The 16,103-nt window shown below is 68.9% G+C and carries 15 protein-coding genes; 7 read left to right on the forward strand and 8 right to left on the reverse strand.

Translation table 11 applies throughout. The features are described 5' to 3' along the window. The first annotated feature begins 45 nt into the window (after window positions 1–45). From ACNKW1_RS11420 to ACNKW1_RS11435, 4 genes are all read left to right on the forward strand, one after another. The gene (locus ACNKW1_RS11420) at window positions 46–297 is read left to right on the forward strand and encodes an RNA recognition motif domain-containing protein (protein WP_418364713.1); all 252 of its coding nucleotides are present in this window, start codon (window positions 46–48) and stop codon (window positions 295–297) included. A gap of 90 nt (window positions 298–387) precedes the next feature. Then, the gene (locus tag ACNKW1_RS11425) at window positions 388–1,479 is read left to right on the forward strand and encodes an efflux RND transporter periplasmic adaptor subunit (RefSeq protein ID WP_418364714.1); all 1,092 of its coding nucleotides are present in this window, start codon (window positions 388–390) and stop codon (window positions 1,477–1,479) included. 14 nt (window positions 1,480–1,493) lie between these two features. Beyond that, window positions 1,494–4,547 carry an efflux RND transporter permease subunit gene (locus tag ACNKW1_RS11430; RefSeq protein ID WP_418364715.1) on the forward strand — a complete coding sequence of 1,018 codons (3,054 nt, stop codon included), beginning with the start codon at window positions 1,494–1,496 and terminating at the stop codon, window positions 4,545–4,547. Beyond that, a complete protein-coding gene (locus ACNKW1_RS11435; protein WP_418364716.1) occupies window positions 4,544–5,188 on the forward strand; it encodes a TolC family protein in 645 nt (214 codons plus the stop codon). The genes ACNKW1_RS11430 and ACNKW1_RS11435 overlap by 4 nt, the downstream gene beginning before the upstream one ends. 11 nt (window positions 5,189–5,199) lie before the next feature. Here the strand turns inward: ACNKW1_RS11435 and ACNKW1_RS11440 are convergent, their stop codons facing one another. Continuing rightward, window positions 5,200–5,709, reverse strand: coding sequence for a CIA30 family protein (locus ACNKW1_RS11440; protein WP_418364717.1), 510 nt, complete (start codon window positions 5,707–5,709; stop codon window positions 5,200–5,202). Between the two features lie 210 nt (window positions 5,710–5,919). On the opposite strand from ACNKW1_RS11440, the gene ACNKW1_RS11445 reads away from it, so the two are divergent. Both ACNKW1_RS11445 and ACNKW1_RS11450 read left to right on the forward strand, forming a co-directional pair. Further along, complete coding sequence (locus ACNKW1_RS11445; RefSeq protein WP_418364718.1) at window positions 5,920–7,077, forward strand: iron-containing alcohol dehydrogenase; 1,158 nt, start codon at window positions 5,920–5,922, stop codon at window positions 7,075–7,077. A gap of 38 nt (window positions 7,078–7,115) precedes the next feature. Then, window positions 7,116–8,213, forward strand: a complete 1,098-nt coding sequence (locus tag ACNKW1_RS11450; protein ID WP_418364719.1) for an NADH:flavin oxidoreductase/NADH oxidase — start codon at window positions 7,116–7,118, stop codon at window positions 8,211–8,213. 92 nt (window positions 8,214–8,305) lie between these two features. On the opposite strand, the gene ACNKW1_RS11455 is transcribed toward ACNKW1_RS11450, so the two are convergent. Further along, window positions 8,306–8,842 carry a PadR family transcriptional regulator gene (locus ACNKW1_RS11455; protein ID WP_418364720.1) on the reverse strand — a complete coding sequence of 179 codons (537 nt, stop codon included), beginning with the start codon at window positions 8,840–8,842 and terminating at the stop codon, window positions 8,306–8,308. 212 nt (window positions 8,843–9,054) lie between these two features. Between ACNKW1_RS11455 and ACNKW1_RS11460 the strand changes: the two genes are divergently transcribed. Then, window positions 9,055–11,958, forward strand: a complete 2,904-nt coding sequence (locus tag ACNKW1_RS11460; RefSeq protein WP_418364721.1) for a crotonase/enoyl-CoA hydratase family protein — start codon at window positions 9,055–9,057, stop codon at window positions 11,956–11,958. Window positions 11,959–12,033: 75 nt separating this feature from the next. Here ACNKW1_RS11460 and ACNKW1_RS11465 read toward each other — a convergent pair whose 3' ends face one another. From ACNKW1_RS11465 to tmk, 6 genes are all read right to left on the reverse strand, one after another. Further along, window positions 12,034–12,375 (reverse strand): zinc ribbon domain-containing protein YjdM, encoded by a 342-nt coding sequence (locus tag ACNKW1_RS11465; protein ID WP_418364722.1) that lies wholly within the window; start codon window positions 12,373–12,375, stop codon window positions 12,034–12,036. 51 nt (window positions 12,376–12,426) lie between these two features. Then, window positions 12,427–13,146 carry an ankyrin repeat domain-containing protein gene (locus ACNKW1_RS11470; protein WP_418364723.1) on the reverse strand — a complete coding sequence of 240 codons (720 nt, stop codon included), beginning with the start codon at window positions 13,144–13,146 and terminating at the stop codon, window positions 12,427–12,429. Beyond that, a complete protein-coding gene (locus ACNKW1_RS11475) occupies window positions 13,127–13,903 on the reverse strand; it encodes a TatD family hydrolase (RefSeq protein WP_418364724.1) in 777 nt (258 codons plus the stop codon). Before ACNKW1_RS11475 ends, ACNKW1_RS11470 begins: the two co-directional genes overlap by 20 nt. 105 nt (window positions 13,904–14,008) lie before the next feature. Beyond that, window positions 14,009–14,374 (reverse strand): PilZ domain-containing protein, encoded by a 366-nt coding sequence (locus tag ACNKW1_RS11480; RefSeq protein ID WP_418364725.1) that lies wholly within the window; start codon window positions 14,372–14,374, stop codon window positions 14,009–14,011. Then, entirely contained in the window at window positions 14,371–15,429 is a 1,059-nt protein-coding gene (gene holB, locus ACNKW1_RS11485; protein ID WP_418364726.1) for a DNA polymerase III subunit delta', read from the reverse strand. The genes ACNKW1_RS11480 and holB overlap by 4 nt, the downstream gene beginning before the upstream one ends. Next, entirely contained in the window at window positions 15,426–16,097 is a 672-nt protein-coding gene (gene tmk / locus ACNKW1_RS11490) for a dTMP kinase (protein WP_418364727.1), read from the reverse strand. The genes holB and tmk overlap by 4 nt, the downstream gene beginning before the upstream one ends. Window positions 16,098–16,103: the final 6 nt, after the last annotated feature.

The following is a 16,103-nucleotide window of genomic DNA, read 5'->3' on the forward strand; positions in this document are numbered from 1 at the left end:
AAGCCCCTATGAACGCATTGCAGAACCGACCACCGGAGACCATGGATGAAGCTGATCCTCTCGGGCCTCGGCCCCGAAACGGACCTCGAGAAACTGCGCGAGCGCATGCGCCATTTCGGGCCGGTGCTCGGGGTCGAGCCGATCCATGAGGGCGACCTGGAACGTCCCTGGTTCATCGTCGAACTGGACCTTCCCACCGGAGCAGCGACCGAAGTGGCACGGCGGATCGACGGCATCTACTTCAACGACCGCTTCGTCCACGCGAGCGTGATGCTGCCGGTCGGGAGGACCTCATGAAGCCCCGCCGCCTCTCCCCGGTCGAGCAGCCCCCTGCGGCGTAACGGCCGCGCAAGTATGGCCATTCAACCCCCTAAGGAACCTCCTCGGATGAACACTCCCTCCGTGCTCTGCGCAGGGCTGCTCAGCCTGTCCCTCGCGGCCTGCGGCGAGCCGCCTGCGCCCGCAGCGGTGGTGGAGGCGGCGCGTCCGGCGCTCATCGTCACCGTGGCTGAGACCGCTGCGAGAGAGGCAGTGCGCCTGTCCGGGCGGGTGCGCGCAGCCAGACGCGCCGAGCTGTCGTTCGACGTGCCCGGCTTCGTGGATGAATTCAGCCTCGAGGAGGGGCGGCCGGTGAAGGCGGGAGAGGTGGTGGCGCGCCTGGACGAGCGCATCTACCGCTCGCGCCTGGACGCGGCGCGCGCCGAGTTCGAGCGCGCGAAGAACGACCTCGCGCGCTACCAGCGCCTGTGGGACAGCGAGCAGGCGGTGGCGCGCGCCGAGGTCGACGACCGCCGCGCCCGCCTCGAGGCCGCGCGCACCAGCCTCGCCGCCGCCGAGCGCGACCTCGCCGACACCGTGATCAAGGCGCCCTTCCCGGGCGTGATCACCCGCCGCCGCATCGAGCCCTTCACCAATGTGCAGGCCAAGCAGCCGATCGCCGAGCTGCAGGATCTGAACGCGCTCGAAGTGGTGGTGAACGTGCCCGAGCGCCTGGTGCGCCGCATGCGGCCGCAGCAGGGCGCGGTCGCTTTCCTCGAAGGGGATCGCGCGGTGGCGGGTGACGCCGGCGCGCCGCGGCAGGCGCTGTCGCTTGAGCTCAAGTCCTTCGCCGCCGAGGCCGACCCGCTGACGCAGACCTATGCGGTGGTGCTCGCCGTGCGCTCGGTACCGGCAGGCGTGAACCTGCTGCCGGGGATGGCGGTGAGCGTGGAGGCAGCGGACGCAGAGGCTGAAGCGGCCGCGGCCGCCGCCACGATCCGCGTGCCGCTCGCCGCCGTCTCCGCAGACGCGCAGGGCCAGCCGGGCGTGTGGGTGGTCGGGCAGGACGGGCGGGTGACGCGCCGCCCGGTACACACCGGCGCCATCGTCGGCGCCGACATGGTCGTGGCCTCCGGCCTCGCCTCCGGCGAGCGCATCGTCGCTGCGGGCGTCGGTGCGCTGCGCGAAGGCATGGCGGTGCGTCCGCTCGAATCCCGCTGAGCCCGGGGCCGCGCATGAACATCGCCGAATACACGATCCACAAGGCGGTCGTCGCCTGGGTGGCCACGCTGCTGGTGCTGGCGGGCGGCTGGCTGGCCTACGAGCGCCTCGGCCGCTTCGAGGACCCGGAGTTCGTCATCCGCCAGGCGGTCGTCGTCACCGCCTATCCGGGCGCCTCGCCGGCGCAGGTGGCCGAGGAGATCACCGACCGCATCGAGGGCGCGGTGCAGCAGATGCAGGAGGTGGAGGAGATCACCTCCGTGTCGCGCGCCGGCGAATCGCTGGTCAAGGTGGAGGCCAAGCTGGCGTTCTCGCACAGTCAGGCCGAGCTCGACCAGGTCTGGAACAAGCTGCGCAGCAGGATCGCCGATGCGGCGCGCACGCTCCCGCCGGGCGCGGCCGAGCCGGTGGTGAAGAGCGATTTCGGCGACGTCTTCGCGCTCTTCTACGCAGTCACCGGCGAGGGCTACAGCCCGCGCCAGATGTACGACTACGTCGACTTCCTGCGCCGCGAGCTGGTGCTGGTGCCGGGCGTGGCGCGGGTGGCACTGCTCGGCGAGCGCAAGGAGGCGATCTACGTCGAGGTGTCGAGCGCGCGCGCCGCCCAGCTCGGCGTGCCGCTCGACCGCATCTACGCCTCGTTGCGCTCGCAGAACCTGGTCGCGCCGGCGGGGGCGGTCGATGCCGGGCCGCTGCGCCTGCAGATCCAGCCCGCGGACGCCGTGGTGTCGGTGGACGCGCTCGGCGAGCTGGTGGTGGCCGGCGACGCGGCGAGCGGCCTGCTGCGCTTGCGCGACGTGGCCGAGATCCGCCGCGAGTACGTGGATCCGCCCACGGTGCTGATGCGTCACGACGGCCAGCCGGCGATCGGGCTGGGCATCTCCAACGTGTTGGGCGGCAACGTGGTGGAGATGGGCGACGCGGTCAAGCGCCGCCTGGCCGCGCTCGAAGGCCAGCGTCCGGTGGGCATGGCGCTGAACGTGGTCTCCTTCCAGTCGGACTCGGTGCGCGTTGCCGTGTCGAGCTTCGTCGACAACCTGGTTGCCGCAGTGGCAATCGTGGTCGTGGTGCTGCTGCTCTTCATGGGCCTGCGCAGCGGACTGATCATCGGCGCGGTGCTGGTGCTGACCGTGGCCGGCACGCTGATCGCCATGTGGATGGACGGCATCGCGATGCAGCGCATCTCGCTCGGCGCGCTGATCATCGCGCTCGGCATGCTGGTGGACAACGCAATCGTGGTCACCGACGGCATCCTGGTACGGCTGCAGAAGGGTGAAACAGTGGCTTCCGCCGCCGGCGCGGTGGTGCGCGCGACGGTCTGGCCGCTGCTCGGCGGCACGGTGGTCGGCATCCTCGCCTTCAGTGCGATCGGCCTGTCGCCCACCGACATGGGCGAATACGCCGGCTCGCTGTTCTGGGTGATCCTGTATTCGATGCTGCTGTCATGGCTGTTCGCGATCACGCTGACGCCGCTGCTGTGCGCCGCCTTCCTCAAGGTGAAGGTGGAGACGAACGTACAGGAAGGCCGAGCGCTGCGCGCATATCGCGGCCTGCTGCGGGGTGTGCTGGCCCACCGCAAGCTCAGCGGCGTGGTGCTGGTCGGCCTGCTCGCCGCCGGCGTGGTCGCCTTCGGCCATGTGCCGCCCGGCTTCATGCCCGACTCGGCGCGGCCGCAGTTCGTGGTCGACCTGGCGCTGCCGCAGGGCACCGACCTCCGCACGACCGCCGCCCTGGTCACCGAGGCCGAGGCCAAGGTGCGCGCGGCGCCGGGCGTGACTCATGTGACCAGCTTCATCGGCCAGGGAGGGCTGCGCTTCATGCTCACCTACAGCCCGGAGGACCCCAACCCGGCCTACGGGCAGCTGCTGGTGGACGTGGAACGCTTCGAGGACATCGCCGGCCTCATCGAGCGCCTGCAGCCCGAGCTCGAGGCCGGCTTCCCGCAGGCCAGCGTGAAGGTGTGGAAGTTCATGCTCGGCCGCGGCGGCGGCAAGAAGATCGAAGCAGCCTTCCGCGGCCCCGACCCAGCGGTGCTGCGCCGGCTGGCGGAGGAGGCCAAGGCGATCATGGCCGCCGACCCCGAGGCGGTGGCGATCCAGGACGACTGGCGCCAGGCGGTGCCGGTGGTGCGCCCGCGCTTCTCGGTCGAGGCCGCGCAGCGCGCCGGCGTGCTGCCCTCTGACATCGCCGCCGCGCTCGAGCGCAACTACGTCGGCCAGCAGATCGGCGTGTATCGCGAGCGTGATCGCCTGATCCCCATCCTTGCGCGCGCGCCAGCCGACGAGCGCGGCGGCGTCGAGGAGCTTGGCAATGTGCAGGTTTTCAGCGCGACGGCGGGCAAGTCCGTACCGGTGAGCCAGTTCGTCGAGCGCGTCGACACGGTGTGGGAGGACGCGCTGATCCGGCGCGAGAACCGCTTCCCCACCATCAAGGCGCAGTGCGACCCGCCCGCCGGGCAGTTGTCCGCGCCGCTGTTCGAGCGCCTGCGCCCGCAGATCGAGGCCATCGCGCTGCCGCCGGGCTACGTGCTCGAATGGCATGGCGAGCACAAGGCCTCGGCCGAGGCCAACGCGGGGCTGGCCGCGGCGGCGCCCTTCGGCTTCGCGGCGATGGTGGTGGCGGTGATCGTGATGTTCAACGGCCTGCGCCAGACCGCAGTGATCTGGCTCACCGTGCCGCTGGCGGTGGTCGGCGTCGCGGTCGGGCTGCTGCTGTTCCAGGCGCCTTTCGAGTTCATGGCCATCCTCGGCTTCCTGAGCCTGACCGGCATGCTGATCAAGAACGCGATCGTGCTGGTGGACCAGATCGACGTGGAGATCCGCGAAGGCAAGCCGCGCCTGCTTGCGGTGCTGGACGCCTCGGCCAGCCGCGCGCGGCCGGTCTTCCTGGGGGCGGCTACCACCGTGCTTGGGGTGGCGCCGCTGCTGGTCGATCCCTTCTTCCGCAGCATGGCGGTGACCATCATGTTCGGCCTCATCTTCGCCACCGGGCTCACGCTGGTGGTGGTGCCGCTGCTGTACGCGAGCTTCTTCCGCATCCGCGGCGACGAGACGGAGGCGGGACGATGAGGCGCGCACCGCTGCCCGGGCGTCTGCTCCCCGCCCTGTCTGCTGTCCTGGCCCTGCTGCTTGCTGCCTGCCAGCCCGCCGCCTTCGTGCGACCGGACGTGCCGGTGCCGGAGCGCTGGCCGCGACAGGCGGCGACGGCGAACGCTGAAGCGGAGCAGGACGCAGCAAGCCTGGGCGCGCTGCCGTGGCGGGAGATCCTGCCCGCACCCGAACTGCATGCGCTGATCGAGGAGGCGCTGGTCGCCAACGCCGACCTGCGCATCGCGTTCGAGCGCATCGAGCTTGCCCGCGCGCAGTACGGCATCGAGCGTGCGGCGCTGTTCCCGGGCGTGACTGCGACCGCGTCTGCGACGCGGGAGCGCATGCCCGGTTTCGATCCGCGCGAGAACCGTGTCGGCGAGAACGCCGTCGCCGGCCTGTCGATGCCGGCCTGGGAGATCGACCTGTGGGGCCGGCTCGCCGCCCGCAAGACCTTCCTGCCGCGCATCACGCTCACCACGCTGCTCGGCTTCGCCAGCACCGATCTCGCACAGCTCTTCGACAGCGAACTGGCTCAGTCGCAGATCAAGCGCGGCCTGCAGCAGGCCGTGGTGCAGTTGTATCGCGCGCTGGGAGGAGGCACGACCTCGACCCGAGGCTGATCGAAGGCGCCCTACTCGCCCGCAGCGAGCGTGCCAATCTCTCGAATCGCCAGCTCGAAGGGCCCGAACTGCCGATCGGCGATCATCAACCCGACTTGCCGGATGCGTGCGCCGCGCAGCGCCGGCGCATCCGGCACCGGCCGGCCGCGGAAGCTGGCGCGGAAGGCGTCGATCGGCAGCCGCAGCACCTGCCACTCGCCAGCCATGGTGTCGAAAGCCGCCTGGTAGTTGATGCCATCGAAGCCACCGTCGATGCGCAGATTGAGCTTGTAGCGCCGACCATCGCCGCGCACGGTGATCTGCAGCGCGTAGATCGCACCGTTCGGCGCATCCGACACGGGCGCGCGCACCGAGGCGAAGCCGCCGTTGTTGTCCGGGGAAACCACGCCGCTGAATACCGCGTGACCGGCGGGATCGAAGCGCAATGCGCTGCGCGACACCCCGCCCATCACGCGGTCGTCGATCGCACCCCAGCCCGCGACGGATTGCGGATGATCGAAGAGGAAGAGCGTGTCAGGCATGGCACGATTATGGCCCTGCGCAGCTTAAGAAGGCTGGGCCAACGCCAGCCGGCCAATGCAAGCCCGCCATCGAAGCTATTCAGCCCTGCGGCCAACTTCCGCACTGCCGCGAACTTTTGCGACTCGGCCCTTTCAATACCGGGTCTCGTTCAAGACCCGCCACATTCACTCCGGCAACCGCAGCCGGCGACAACAACAAAGGACCCCCCGATGCAGAACTTCGACTTCTACAACCCCACCCGCATCGTCTTTGGCGAAGGCACGATCACCCGCCTGGACGAACTCGTACCGGCTGGCGCCCGCGTGCTGGTGCTCTACGGTGGCGGCAGCGCCGAGCGCAACGGCACGCTGGCGGAGGTGCAGGCCGCACTCGGGCAGCGCCGCGTGCAGCGTTTCGGCGGCATCGAGCCCAACCCGAGCTACGAGACACTGATCAAGGCAGTCGAGCTGGTGCGCCGTGACCAGATCGACTTCCTGCTCGCGGTGGGTGGTGGCTCGGTGATCGACGGCACCAAGTTTGTCGCCGCCGCTGCCGGCTACGAGGGCGAGCCGTGGGAGATCATGCAAACGCGCGGCAAGCATGTCGCCCGCGCGCTACCGATCGGCTGCGTGCTTACCCTGCCGGCCACGGGCTCGGAGATGAACTGCTTCTCGGTGGTCACGCGCAAGTCGCTCCAGGCCAAATTCGGCTTCTCCAGCCCGCACGTGTTCCCACGCTTCTCGGTGCTCGACCCGGTCAAGACCTATACCCTGCCCCCGCGCCAGATCGCCAATGGCGCGGTCGACGCCTTCGTGCATGTCATGGAGCAATACCTGACCTATCCCGTGAACGCCCCGGTGCAGGACCGCTATGCCGAGGGTCTGCTGCAGACCCTGATCGAGGTCGGCCCCCAGGCCCTGGCCACGCCCGAGGACTACGCGGTACGCGCCAACCTGATGTGGGCCGCCACCCAGGCCCTGAACGGACTGATCGGCGCCGGGGTGCCGCAGGACTGGGCGACCCACATGATCGGCCACGAACTCACTGCCCTGTACGGCCTGGACCACGCGCAGACGCTCGCGGCCGTGCTGCCCAGCCTTCTGAACGATCGCCGCGCCGCCAAGCGCGCCAAGCTGCTGCAGTACGCCGCGCGGGTGTGGAACATTCATGATGGCGAAGAGGATGCACGCATCGACGCCGCCATCACCCGTACCCGCGCCTTCTTCGAGTCGCTCGGAGTGAAGACCCGCCTGTCCGACTACGGCATCGGCGCGGACGCGATCGACCGGATCGTCGCCCAGCTCGAACTGCATGGCATGACGGCACTCGGCGAGCACCGCGACATCGACCTCGCCACCAGCCGCCGCATCCTCGAAGCCAGCCTGTGAACCCGGGTTATTCCTCGAACCCTGCAAGGACCCACTGCATGACCGCACTCTTCCAGCCACTCAAGCTCAAGGACATCACCCTGCGCAACCGCATCGCCGTGCCGCCAATGTGCCAGTACATGGCCACCGACGGCGTGGTCAATGACTGGCACCGCGTGCATTACCCTGCCATCGCACGCGGCGGCGCGGGTCTGGTCATCGTCGAAGCGACGGCGGTTTCGCCCGAAGGCCGCATCACCCCGGCTTGCACCGGCCTGTGGAACGATGCGCAGGCTGCGGCCATGGCGCCGATCGCCGCGTCGATCAAGGCCGCCGGCGCGGTACCCGGCATCCAGATCGGCCACGCCGGCCGCAAGGCCAGCGCCAACCGCCCCTGGGAGGGGGACAACCACATCGCCGACGGCGACCCGCGCGGCTGGCAGACGATCTCGCCCTCGGCCACTGCTTTCGGCGCACATCTGCCCAAGGTGCCAAAGGCGATGACGCTGGAAGACATCACCCGCGTGCGCGAGGACTTCGTGGCCGCCGCCCGGCGCGCACACGAGGCCGGCTTCGAGTGGCTGGAACTGCACTTCGCCCATGGCTACCTCGGCCAGAGTTTTTTCTCGGTGCACGCCAACCAGCGCGCCGACACCTACGGCGGCAGCTTCGAGAACCGCAGCCGCTTCCTGCGCGAGACCGTGCAGGCGGTGCGCAAGGTGTGGCCGGAAAACCTGCCGCTGACCGCACGGTTCGGTGTGATCGAATACGACGGCCGCGATGAGGAGACCCTCGCCGAAGCCATCGAACTCACCCGCCGCTTCAAGGCCGAAGGTCTGGACCTGCTCAACGTCAGCATGGGCTTCTCGACGCTCACCGCGAACATTCCCTGGGCGCCGGCCCTGCTCGCACCGGTGGCCGAGCGCGTGCGCCGCGAGACCGGGCTGCCGGTGGCATCGGCCTGGGGGTTCGACCACCCGGCCACCGCCGATGCCTGCGTGCGCGACGGCCAGCTCGATCTGGTGATGATCGGGCGCGCGCATCTCGCCAACCCGCACTGGCCGATGCAGGCCGCGCGAGCGCTCGGGGTCGAGCGCCCGACCTGGGTGCTGCCCGCACCCTACGCGCACTGGCTGGAGCGTTACGCGGGCAGCTGAGCAGAAGGGCCCGCACGGGAGCCTGGCTGGGCGCGCGGGTTACAGAGTCGGGTCCGCTCGCGCGTCAGGCCTCGCGGATGAAATCTCGCGGGTCAGCTCTCACCGAGCACCTGCACTGCCTCGTCGTACCATGCAATCCAGTTTTCCTCGTACTGGATGCCCGCCTTGAGGATCAGGTGATGGATACGGCGCTTGCGCGTGGGCGTCGTCTCGGGCGCAAAGTCGCGGGCCTCGATCGCACGGTAGGCGCGCAGTTTTTCGCAGTGGAGCTCACGGCGCCGGCGCAGTTCGGGCAGCAGGCCAAGCGGGCCGAGCGTGGCGTCAGCGCGCAGCCGGACCATGAACTCGTCACGCAGTTCGGGCAGCGGCGCAGGTTCGGCGGCCCAACGCTCGAGCTCCTGGCGGCCAGAGGGCAATACACAGTAGGTGCGCTTGCGGGTGCGGCCAGCGTCAGGGTCGGGCTCGGACAGGATCCAGCCCGCCTTTTCCATTCGGCCCAGCTCGCGATAGATCTGCTGGTGCGTCGCCTGCCAGAAGTGGCCAATGGACTTGTCGAAACGCCGTGCCAGATCGTAGCCGGACGAGGGTTGTTCGAGCAGCGAGGTGAGCAGGGCGTGGGCGAGCGACATGGCGCAAGTCTAGCCGCGTGCATGTGCACCATGCAACGCGTTGCATAGTCGATCGAGATCTTCTAAAGTGCTGCAACTGGTTGCATAGTTGGACGGCACCCCTCCACGGCCTGCGCACCACTCCCTCCCTCCTCGAGCGCGCAGGCCGGACTCCCTCCCCCGCGGTCCGGCCATGCAACCAGCCCCACCATAAAAACACCGCGAGCGAGACGATGGCCACCTACCCGAACCTCTTCCGTCCCCTGGACCTCGGCTTCACTACCCTGCCCAACCGCTTCCTGATGGGCTCGATGCACGTCGGGCTGGAAGAGGCCGAAGGCGGCTTCGAGCGCATGGCGGCCTTCTACGCCGAGCGCGTGCGCGGTGGCGTCGGCCTCATCGTGACCGGCGGCATTGCCCCCAACGCCGAGGGCCGCCCCTGGAGCGGCGGCGCCACGCTGACCACATCGGAAGAAGCCGCGCACCACCGCGTGATCACCGAGGCAGTGCATCGCGAAGGCGGCAAGATCGCCATGCAGATCCTGCACTTCGGCCGCTACGCCTACCACCCCGAGTTGGTCGCACCCAGCCCCATCCAGGCGCCGATCTCGCCTTTCGTGCCGCGCGAACTGTCCGCCGCCGACATCGAACGCACGATCGAAGACTTCGTGCGTTGCGCCGAGCTTGCCCGCGAAGGCGGCTACGACGGTGTCGAGATCATGGGCTCCGAGGGCTACCTGATCAACGAGTTCATCGTCGCCCATACCAACCAGCGCAGCGATGAATGGGGCGGTGCCTACGCCAACCGCATCCGCTTCGCCACCGAGATCGTGCGCCGCACGCGCGAACGCCTCGGGCGCGAGTTCATCCTCATCTTCCGCCTGTCGCTACTTGACCTCGTCGAGGATGGCTCCACCTTCGAGGAGGTGGTGCAGCTCGCGCAGGCGATCGAAGCCGCCGGCGCCACGCTGATCAACAGCGGCATCGGCTGGCACGAGGCGCGCATCCCCACCATCGCCACCTGCGTGCCGCGCGCCGGCTTCGCCTGGGTGACGCAAAAGCTCAAGGACCACGTCGGCATCCCCTTGATCGCCACCAACCGCATCAACACGCCCGAGATCGCTGAGGCCATCCTCGCCGAGGGCAAGGCCGACATGGTGTCGATGGCGCGGCCCTTCCTCGCCGACCCTGACTTCGTGAACAAGGCCGCTGCGGGCCGCGGCGCCGACATCAACACCTGTATCGCGTGCAACCAGGCCTGTCTGGACCACACCTTCAGCGGCAAGATCACCTCCTGCCTGGTGAACCCGCGTGCCTGCCACGAAACCGAACTGGTGATCGAGCCCACCGTGACCCCGCGCAACATCGCGGTGGTCGGTGCCGGCCCCGCGGGCCTGGCCTTCGCCACCACAGCCGCCGAGCGCGGGCACAAGGTCACGCTGTTCGAAGCCGGTGCGCGCATTGGCGGGCAGTTCAACATCGCGATGCAGATCCCGGGCAAGGAAGAGTTCGCCGAGACCCTGCGCTACTTCGGCCGGCGCATCGAGCAGACCGGCGTCGCATTGAAGCTGAACACCCGCGTCTCCGCCACCGAGCTGTCCGGGAAGTTCGACGAGGTCGTGCTCGCCACCGGCATCGTGCCGCGCGTGCCGGAGATCGAGGGCGTGGATCACCCAAAGGTACTCGGCTACCTGGATGTGTTGCGGGAGAAGAAGCCGGTAGGCCGTCGCGTCGCCATCCTGGGGGCGGGCGGCATCGGCTTCGACGTCGCCGAGTACCTGAGCCACGAGGGCATCAGCCCCAGCCTGGCGCCGGACAAGTTCTATGCCGAATGGGGCATCGACGCTGCCTACGTCCATCGCGGCGGCCTGACCAAGCCGCATCTGGAAACCGCCCCGCGCGAGATCGTGCTGCTGCAGCGCAAGACCAGCAAGGTCGGTGAAGGCTTGGGCAAGACCACCGGCTGGATCCATCGCACCGCGCTCAAGAACCGCGGCGTGCAGATGATCCCGGGGGCAAGCTACCACCGCATAGACGACGCCGGCCTGCACCTGAGCATCGGCGGCAAGAATGAGGTGCTGCCGGTCGACAACGTGATCCTGTGCACCGGTCAGGAGCCGCAGCGAGAACTCCAGGCCGCGCTCATCGAGGCCGGCATGCGCGTGCACCTGATCGGCGGCGCGGACGTGGCCGCCGAACTCGACGCGAAGCGCGCGATCAAGCAGGGCATCGAGCTGGCGGCCAGCATCGAGAGGGCCGCCTCGGCACCGGCCGTCGTCGCGGGCCAGTTCCCTGCCTCCGCCACGACCGCAGGGATCCCCCTGCCGCAGTTCGACACCCTGCGCATCGGCCTCGACGGCCAGGTCGCCGTCGTCACCCTGAACCGCCCCGACAAGGCCAACGCGATGAACCTGCAGATGTGGCAGGACATCCGCGCCGCGATGCAGTGGGTGGACCGTACGCCGGCGGTGCGCGTGGCGGTGCTGCACGGCGCCGGCGCGAACTTCTGCGCCGGCATCGACCTGCAGATGATGATGAGCATCCTGCCCACCGTGAAGGACGCCTGCGAGGCGCGCACGCGCGAGAACCTGCGCAACCTCATCCTCGACCTGCAGGACACGCTCACCAGCCTCGAACGTTGCCGCAAGCCGGTGCTCGCTGCCATCCAGGGCGCCTGCGTGGGCGGCGGCGTGGACCTGATCGCCTGCGCCGACATGCGCTACTGCGCGGCGGATGCGAAGTTCTCCGTCAAGGAGATCGACCTCGGCATGGTCGCCGACGTCGGCAGCCTGCAGCGGCTACCGCGTCTGATCGGCGAAGGCATGGTGCGCGAGCTTGCCTATACCGGGCGCGGGTTCGATGGCGGGGAGGCTGCCCGCATGGGCCTGGTCAACCGGGTCTTCGATACGCCCGAGGCCTTGATGGAGGGCGTGATGAAGCTCGCCCACACCATCGCCGCCAAGTCGCCGCTCGCGGTCCGTGGCACCAAGGACATGCTCAACCACGCGCGCGATCACAGCGTGGCCGACGGTCTGGACCGCGTCGCCACCTGGAACGCTGCGATGCTGCTGTCCGAGGACCTGCAGACCGCAATCCGCGCCGGCATGACGAAACAGGCACCGAAGTTCCGCGACTGAGCCCCGGCGCCTTGCAGAAACGGAGGGGCCGCTTGCGCGGCCCTTTTGCATTCGTCTCGCCGGATAGGCGCGGCTTCAGTTCTTCTTCACGAACGCCGACTTCAGCTTCATCGCACCGATACCGTCGATCTTGCAGTCGATGTCGTGATCACCCTCGACCAGGCGGATGTTCTTCACCTTGGTGCCGACCTTCACCACCAGGGACGAGCCCTTGACCTTGAGGTCCTTGATCACCGTGACGCTGTCGCCATCCTGCAGCACGTTGCCGTTGGCGTCTTTCCACACCTTGCCCGCCTCCTCGGCCTCGGCGCCCGCCTTGCGGGGCCACTCGTGGGCGCACTCGGGACAGACGTAGTTGTCACCGTCCTCATAGGTGTATTCGGAGTTGCAGGCGGGGCACCTGGGCAGACTGCTCATGCTGTTTCCTTCACTGGATATGAATGGGGCGCAGGCGCCTCATGGTCGGGCTCACTCGATCGTGAGCTTGATCGCCGGCGGACGCAGGCCGCGACGCTTGCGTTCGGCCTGGATGAGCTCGGCGATCTCGGTGTTCTTGCCTTGCAGCGCCCACGCATCGGCGGACAAGCCGACGTCGTTGAGCGCATTGAGGTCCGTCTGCGGCATCGCCAGCAGACGGCGGACCACGCCGACGTGACCGTTGCGCGCGGCGAGCATCAGCGCCGTGGCCTTGTTCGGCGCCGGCGAATTGACGTTTGCACCGGCAGCGAACAAGGCATCAAGCATGTTCTCCCGCCCTTCGAAGGCGGCATAGTGCAGCGGCGTCCAGCCTTCGTGTTCGACGCGGGCACCAGCCTTGAGCAGCACGCGAACCGCTGCCTCGTGCCCACGCAGCACCGCAAGCATCAAGGCCGAATCGCCGGCAAGGTTGCGGTAATCGACACGAGCGCGATACTTCAGCAAAGCCGCCACGGTGTCCGCCTGGCCTTCCCGCGCAGCGAGGATCAGCAGCGAATTGCCCTGCGGATCGACAGTGTCCGGATCGATACCCCGGTCGAGCAGGCTGGTGAGCTGGCGCGTGTCGCCAAGACGCGCCGAATCGAGCGCATCGTCGTAGCTGCCCGCGATCGCTGCGCAGGAGCAGAGCGTGCTGGCGGCCAGCAGGGTGGCAACGATCAGCCTGCTCGCGGGCCGAGCCTTGGCGCGCGTTTCAGGCAGGTCTTTGTGCATGATGGAAAAGCCGGAAGAAGTTGTCGGTGGTGGCCTGCTCGATGGCAGCCAGCGGCAGTTCGCGCAGACGGGCGATCTCCTCGGCCACATGCACGACCCAGGCCGGTTCGTTGGTCCTGCCCCGGTGTGGCACCGGCGCGAGATAGGGCGAATCGGTTTCGATCAGCAGGCGGTCGAGCGGCACGCGGCGGGCGACCTCCTTGAGTTCCTTCGCGTTGCGAAAGGTGACGATGCCCGAGAATGAGATGTAGAAGCCGAGCTCGAGCGCCGCCTCGGCCACCTCCCAGCGCTCGGTGAAGCAGTGCATGACGCCGCCCGCCTCGCCCGCGTTTTCCTCACGCATCAGGCGCAGAGTGTCCTCGGCGGCGCTGCGGGTGTGGATGACCAGCGGCTTGCCTGTCTCGCGCGCGGCGCGGATGTGCACGCGGAAGCGTTCGCGCTGCCACTCGGGCGCATCCTTCTGCCAGTAGTAGTCGAGCCCGGTCTCCCCGATCGCCACCACCCGTGGATGATCGGCAAGCTCGATCAGCCGCGCGAGGTCGGGCTCCTCCACATCCGCATTGTCGGGATGAACGCCCACCGAGGCCCACAGGTTGGCGTGCCGCTCGGCAAGCCCACGCACGCGCGGGAAATCCTCCAGCTTGACGCTGATGCAGAGCGCCGCACCGACACCGTTCGCCGCCATGTTGGCGAGCAACGCGTCCTCACGGCTGATCAGGTCTGGGAAATCGAGGTGACAATGTGAATCGACGAACATCCGGTTCCTGCAGGTCAGTGAGTGTCCCGGCGCGCTCCCGTACGAAGTGCTCGCCGGGACGCCGGGCGGAAACCGGAGCGGCGCGCGTGGCGCGCTCCGGCAGCGTCAAAGCGTATGGGTGGGGCGTGCCGAGTTCAGGTGGCCCGCCAGCACCTGTTCGATCCGCGCGCGCAAACCCTTGCCAGAATCGTCATCGGAAAAATGCACGCCGATCCCCTGTGTCTTGCCCCCCTGGGCTCCCTGCGGTGTCAGCCAGGCCACCTTGCCCGCGACCGGGTGGCGGGTGGGGTCGTCCAGCAGTTGCAGCAGCAGGAAGACCTCGTCGCCAAGCTTGTAGGTCTTCGGCGTGGGCACGAAGATGCCGCCATGGACCAGAAAAGGCATGTACGCCGCATACAGCGCAGCCTTAGAGCTGATGTTGAGCGACAGCACGCTCGGGCGGGCAACGGCAGGACGTGCAGCTTCGGTCATCCTCGGGCTCCGGCAATGGCACGGGCGTAACGCATGAGCATGTCTTCGAGCACCAGGCGCAGACTGAGCGGATGGCGCGATACCTTGTGGATCTGAAGGAGCTCATTGTAGCAGGCGCTTGCCGCGGCCACGCTCGTGCGGCTGGCCAGCGCAGCGAGCACGCCTTCCTGTGCGGGAAAGAAGCGCACGCGCCCCCCCATCCGCAGGGCAGCGAGATCGCCTACCCAGCGCAGCATCCAGTCGGTGAGCTCGGGTAGCCCGAAGCCGGCCGCCATCGCCTCCTTCGACTTCAGCCAGCTTTCCCACTGCCCCGCCAGGCGCAGCGCCCCGGTCGCCTCCAGGCCGCCAAGGTCGCGTACGAAGCGCGCGAGCATCGCTGCGCCGCCGCTGCGCGCAAGGCGTTCGGCCGCCAGCGGCATGCCTCCACCCACCGCCAGCAATGCCTTCACCTCCTTGTCAGCATGCGCCCACCAGTGCGCCAGCGCGGCTTCGTCCGGGCGCGCGAAGTGCCACTGCTGGCAGCGGCTGCGGATCGTGGGCAGCAGCCGGCGCGGCGCAGACGACACGAGCAGGAACACGCAGCCCGCGGGCGGCTCCTCGAGCAGCTTCAGCAGCGCGTTGGCGGTGAAGGGGTTCATCGCTTCGGCCGGATCGATCACCACCACGCGGCGGGCGCCATGGTGCCCGGTGATGCTCAGCGCCGCCTGCAGGTCGCGGATCTGCTCGATGCGGATCTGCTCCGACGCGGACTTGCCTCCTGCCTCGCGCGGCGAGAGCTCACCTTCGCCCTCGGCGCGCGCGGCCACGGCATCGGCCTCCGGCACCACCCGCATCAGGTCGGGGTGATTGGCAGTCAGACGCCACTGGCAGGGTTCGCAGTGATCGCAGGCATGACCGTCGGGCCTCGGCGCATCGCACAGCAGTCTGGCGGCGAGCGCCTCGGCCAGTTCCCGCTTGCCGAGCCCTGGGGGACCGACAAAAAGCAGCGCATGCGGCAGGCGCTCGCCGAGCTCCACGAGGCGCTGCCAGGAGGGCTGGAGCCAAGCGTGGATCATGCCAGCAGGCGCTCGCGCACGACGCGCTCCACCTCGGCCCGGATCGCCTCGGGCGTGCGGCTGGCGTCGATCACGCAGATGCGCTGCGGCGCCCCGCGCGCGCGTTCGAGGTAGGCCTCGCGCACACGCTCGAAGAAACCGCACTGCTCCCGCTCGAAGCGGTCCGGGTCGACCCCGGTCGAAGCGACGCGCGCCGCAGCGACGGCCGGCTCGAGGTCGAACACGAGGGTTAGATCCGGCTGCAGCCCAGGGTGGACCCAGTCCTCGAGCGCGTCGAACTTGGCACGATCGAGGCCACGTCCGCCCACCTGATAGGCGAAGGTGGCATCGGAGAAGCGGTCGCATACCACCCAGCGGCCCGCAGCAAGCGCTGGCTCGATGCGGGCCGCAAGATGTTCGCGGCGGGCGGCGAACATCAGCATGGCCTCGGTCTCGAGATGCATGGGCTCGTGCAGCAGCAGCGCCCGCAGGCGCTCGCCCAACGCGGTGCCCCCGGGCTCCCGGGTCTGGTCCACATCGATGCCGGCCACCCGCAGCAGCGCGACCACGGCGGCAATCTGCGAGCTTTTGCCGGCCCCGTCGATGCCCTCGAAGGTGATGAAGCGGCCGCGCTCAGGCGCGGGAGAGGTGTCGTGGTGCATGTCGGCAGATGCCCGTTGTGCGTGCATGGCGTG

The organism is Thauera sp. WH-2 (genome assembly GCF_048321015.1).
GTDB lineage: Bacteria > Pseudomonadota > Gammaproteobacteria > Burkholderiales > Rhodocyclaceae > Thauera.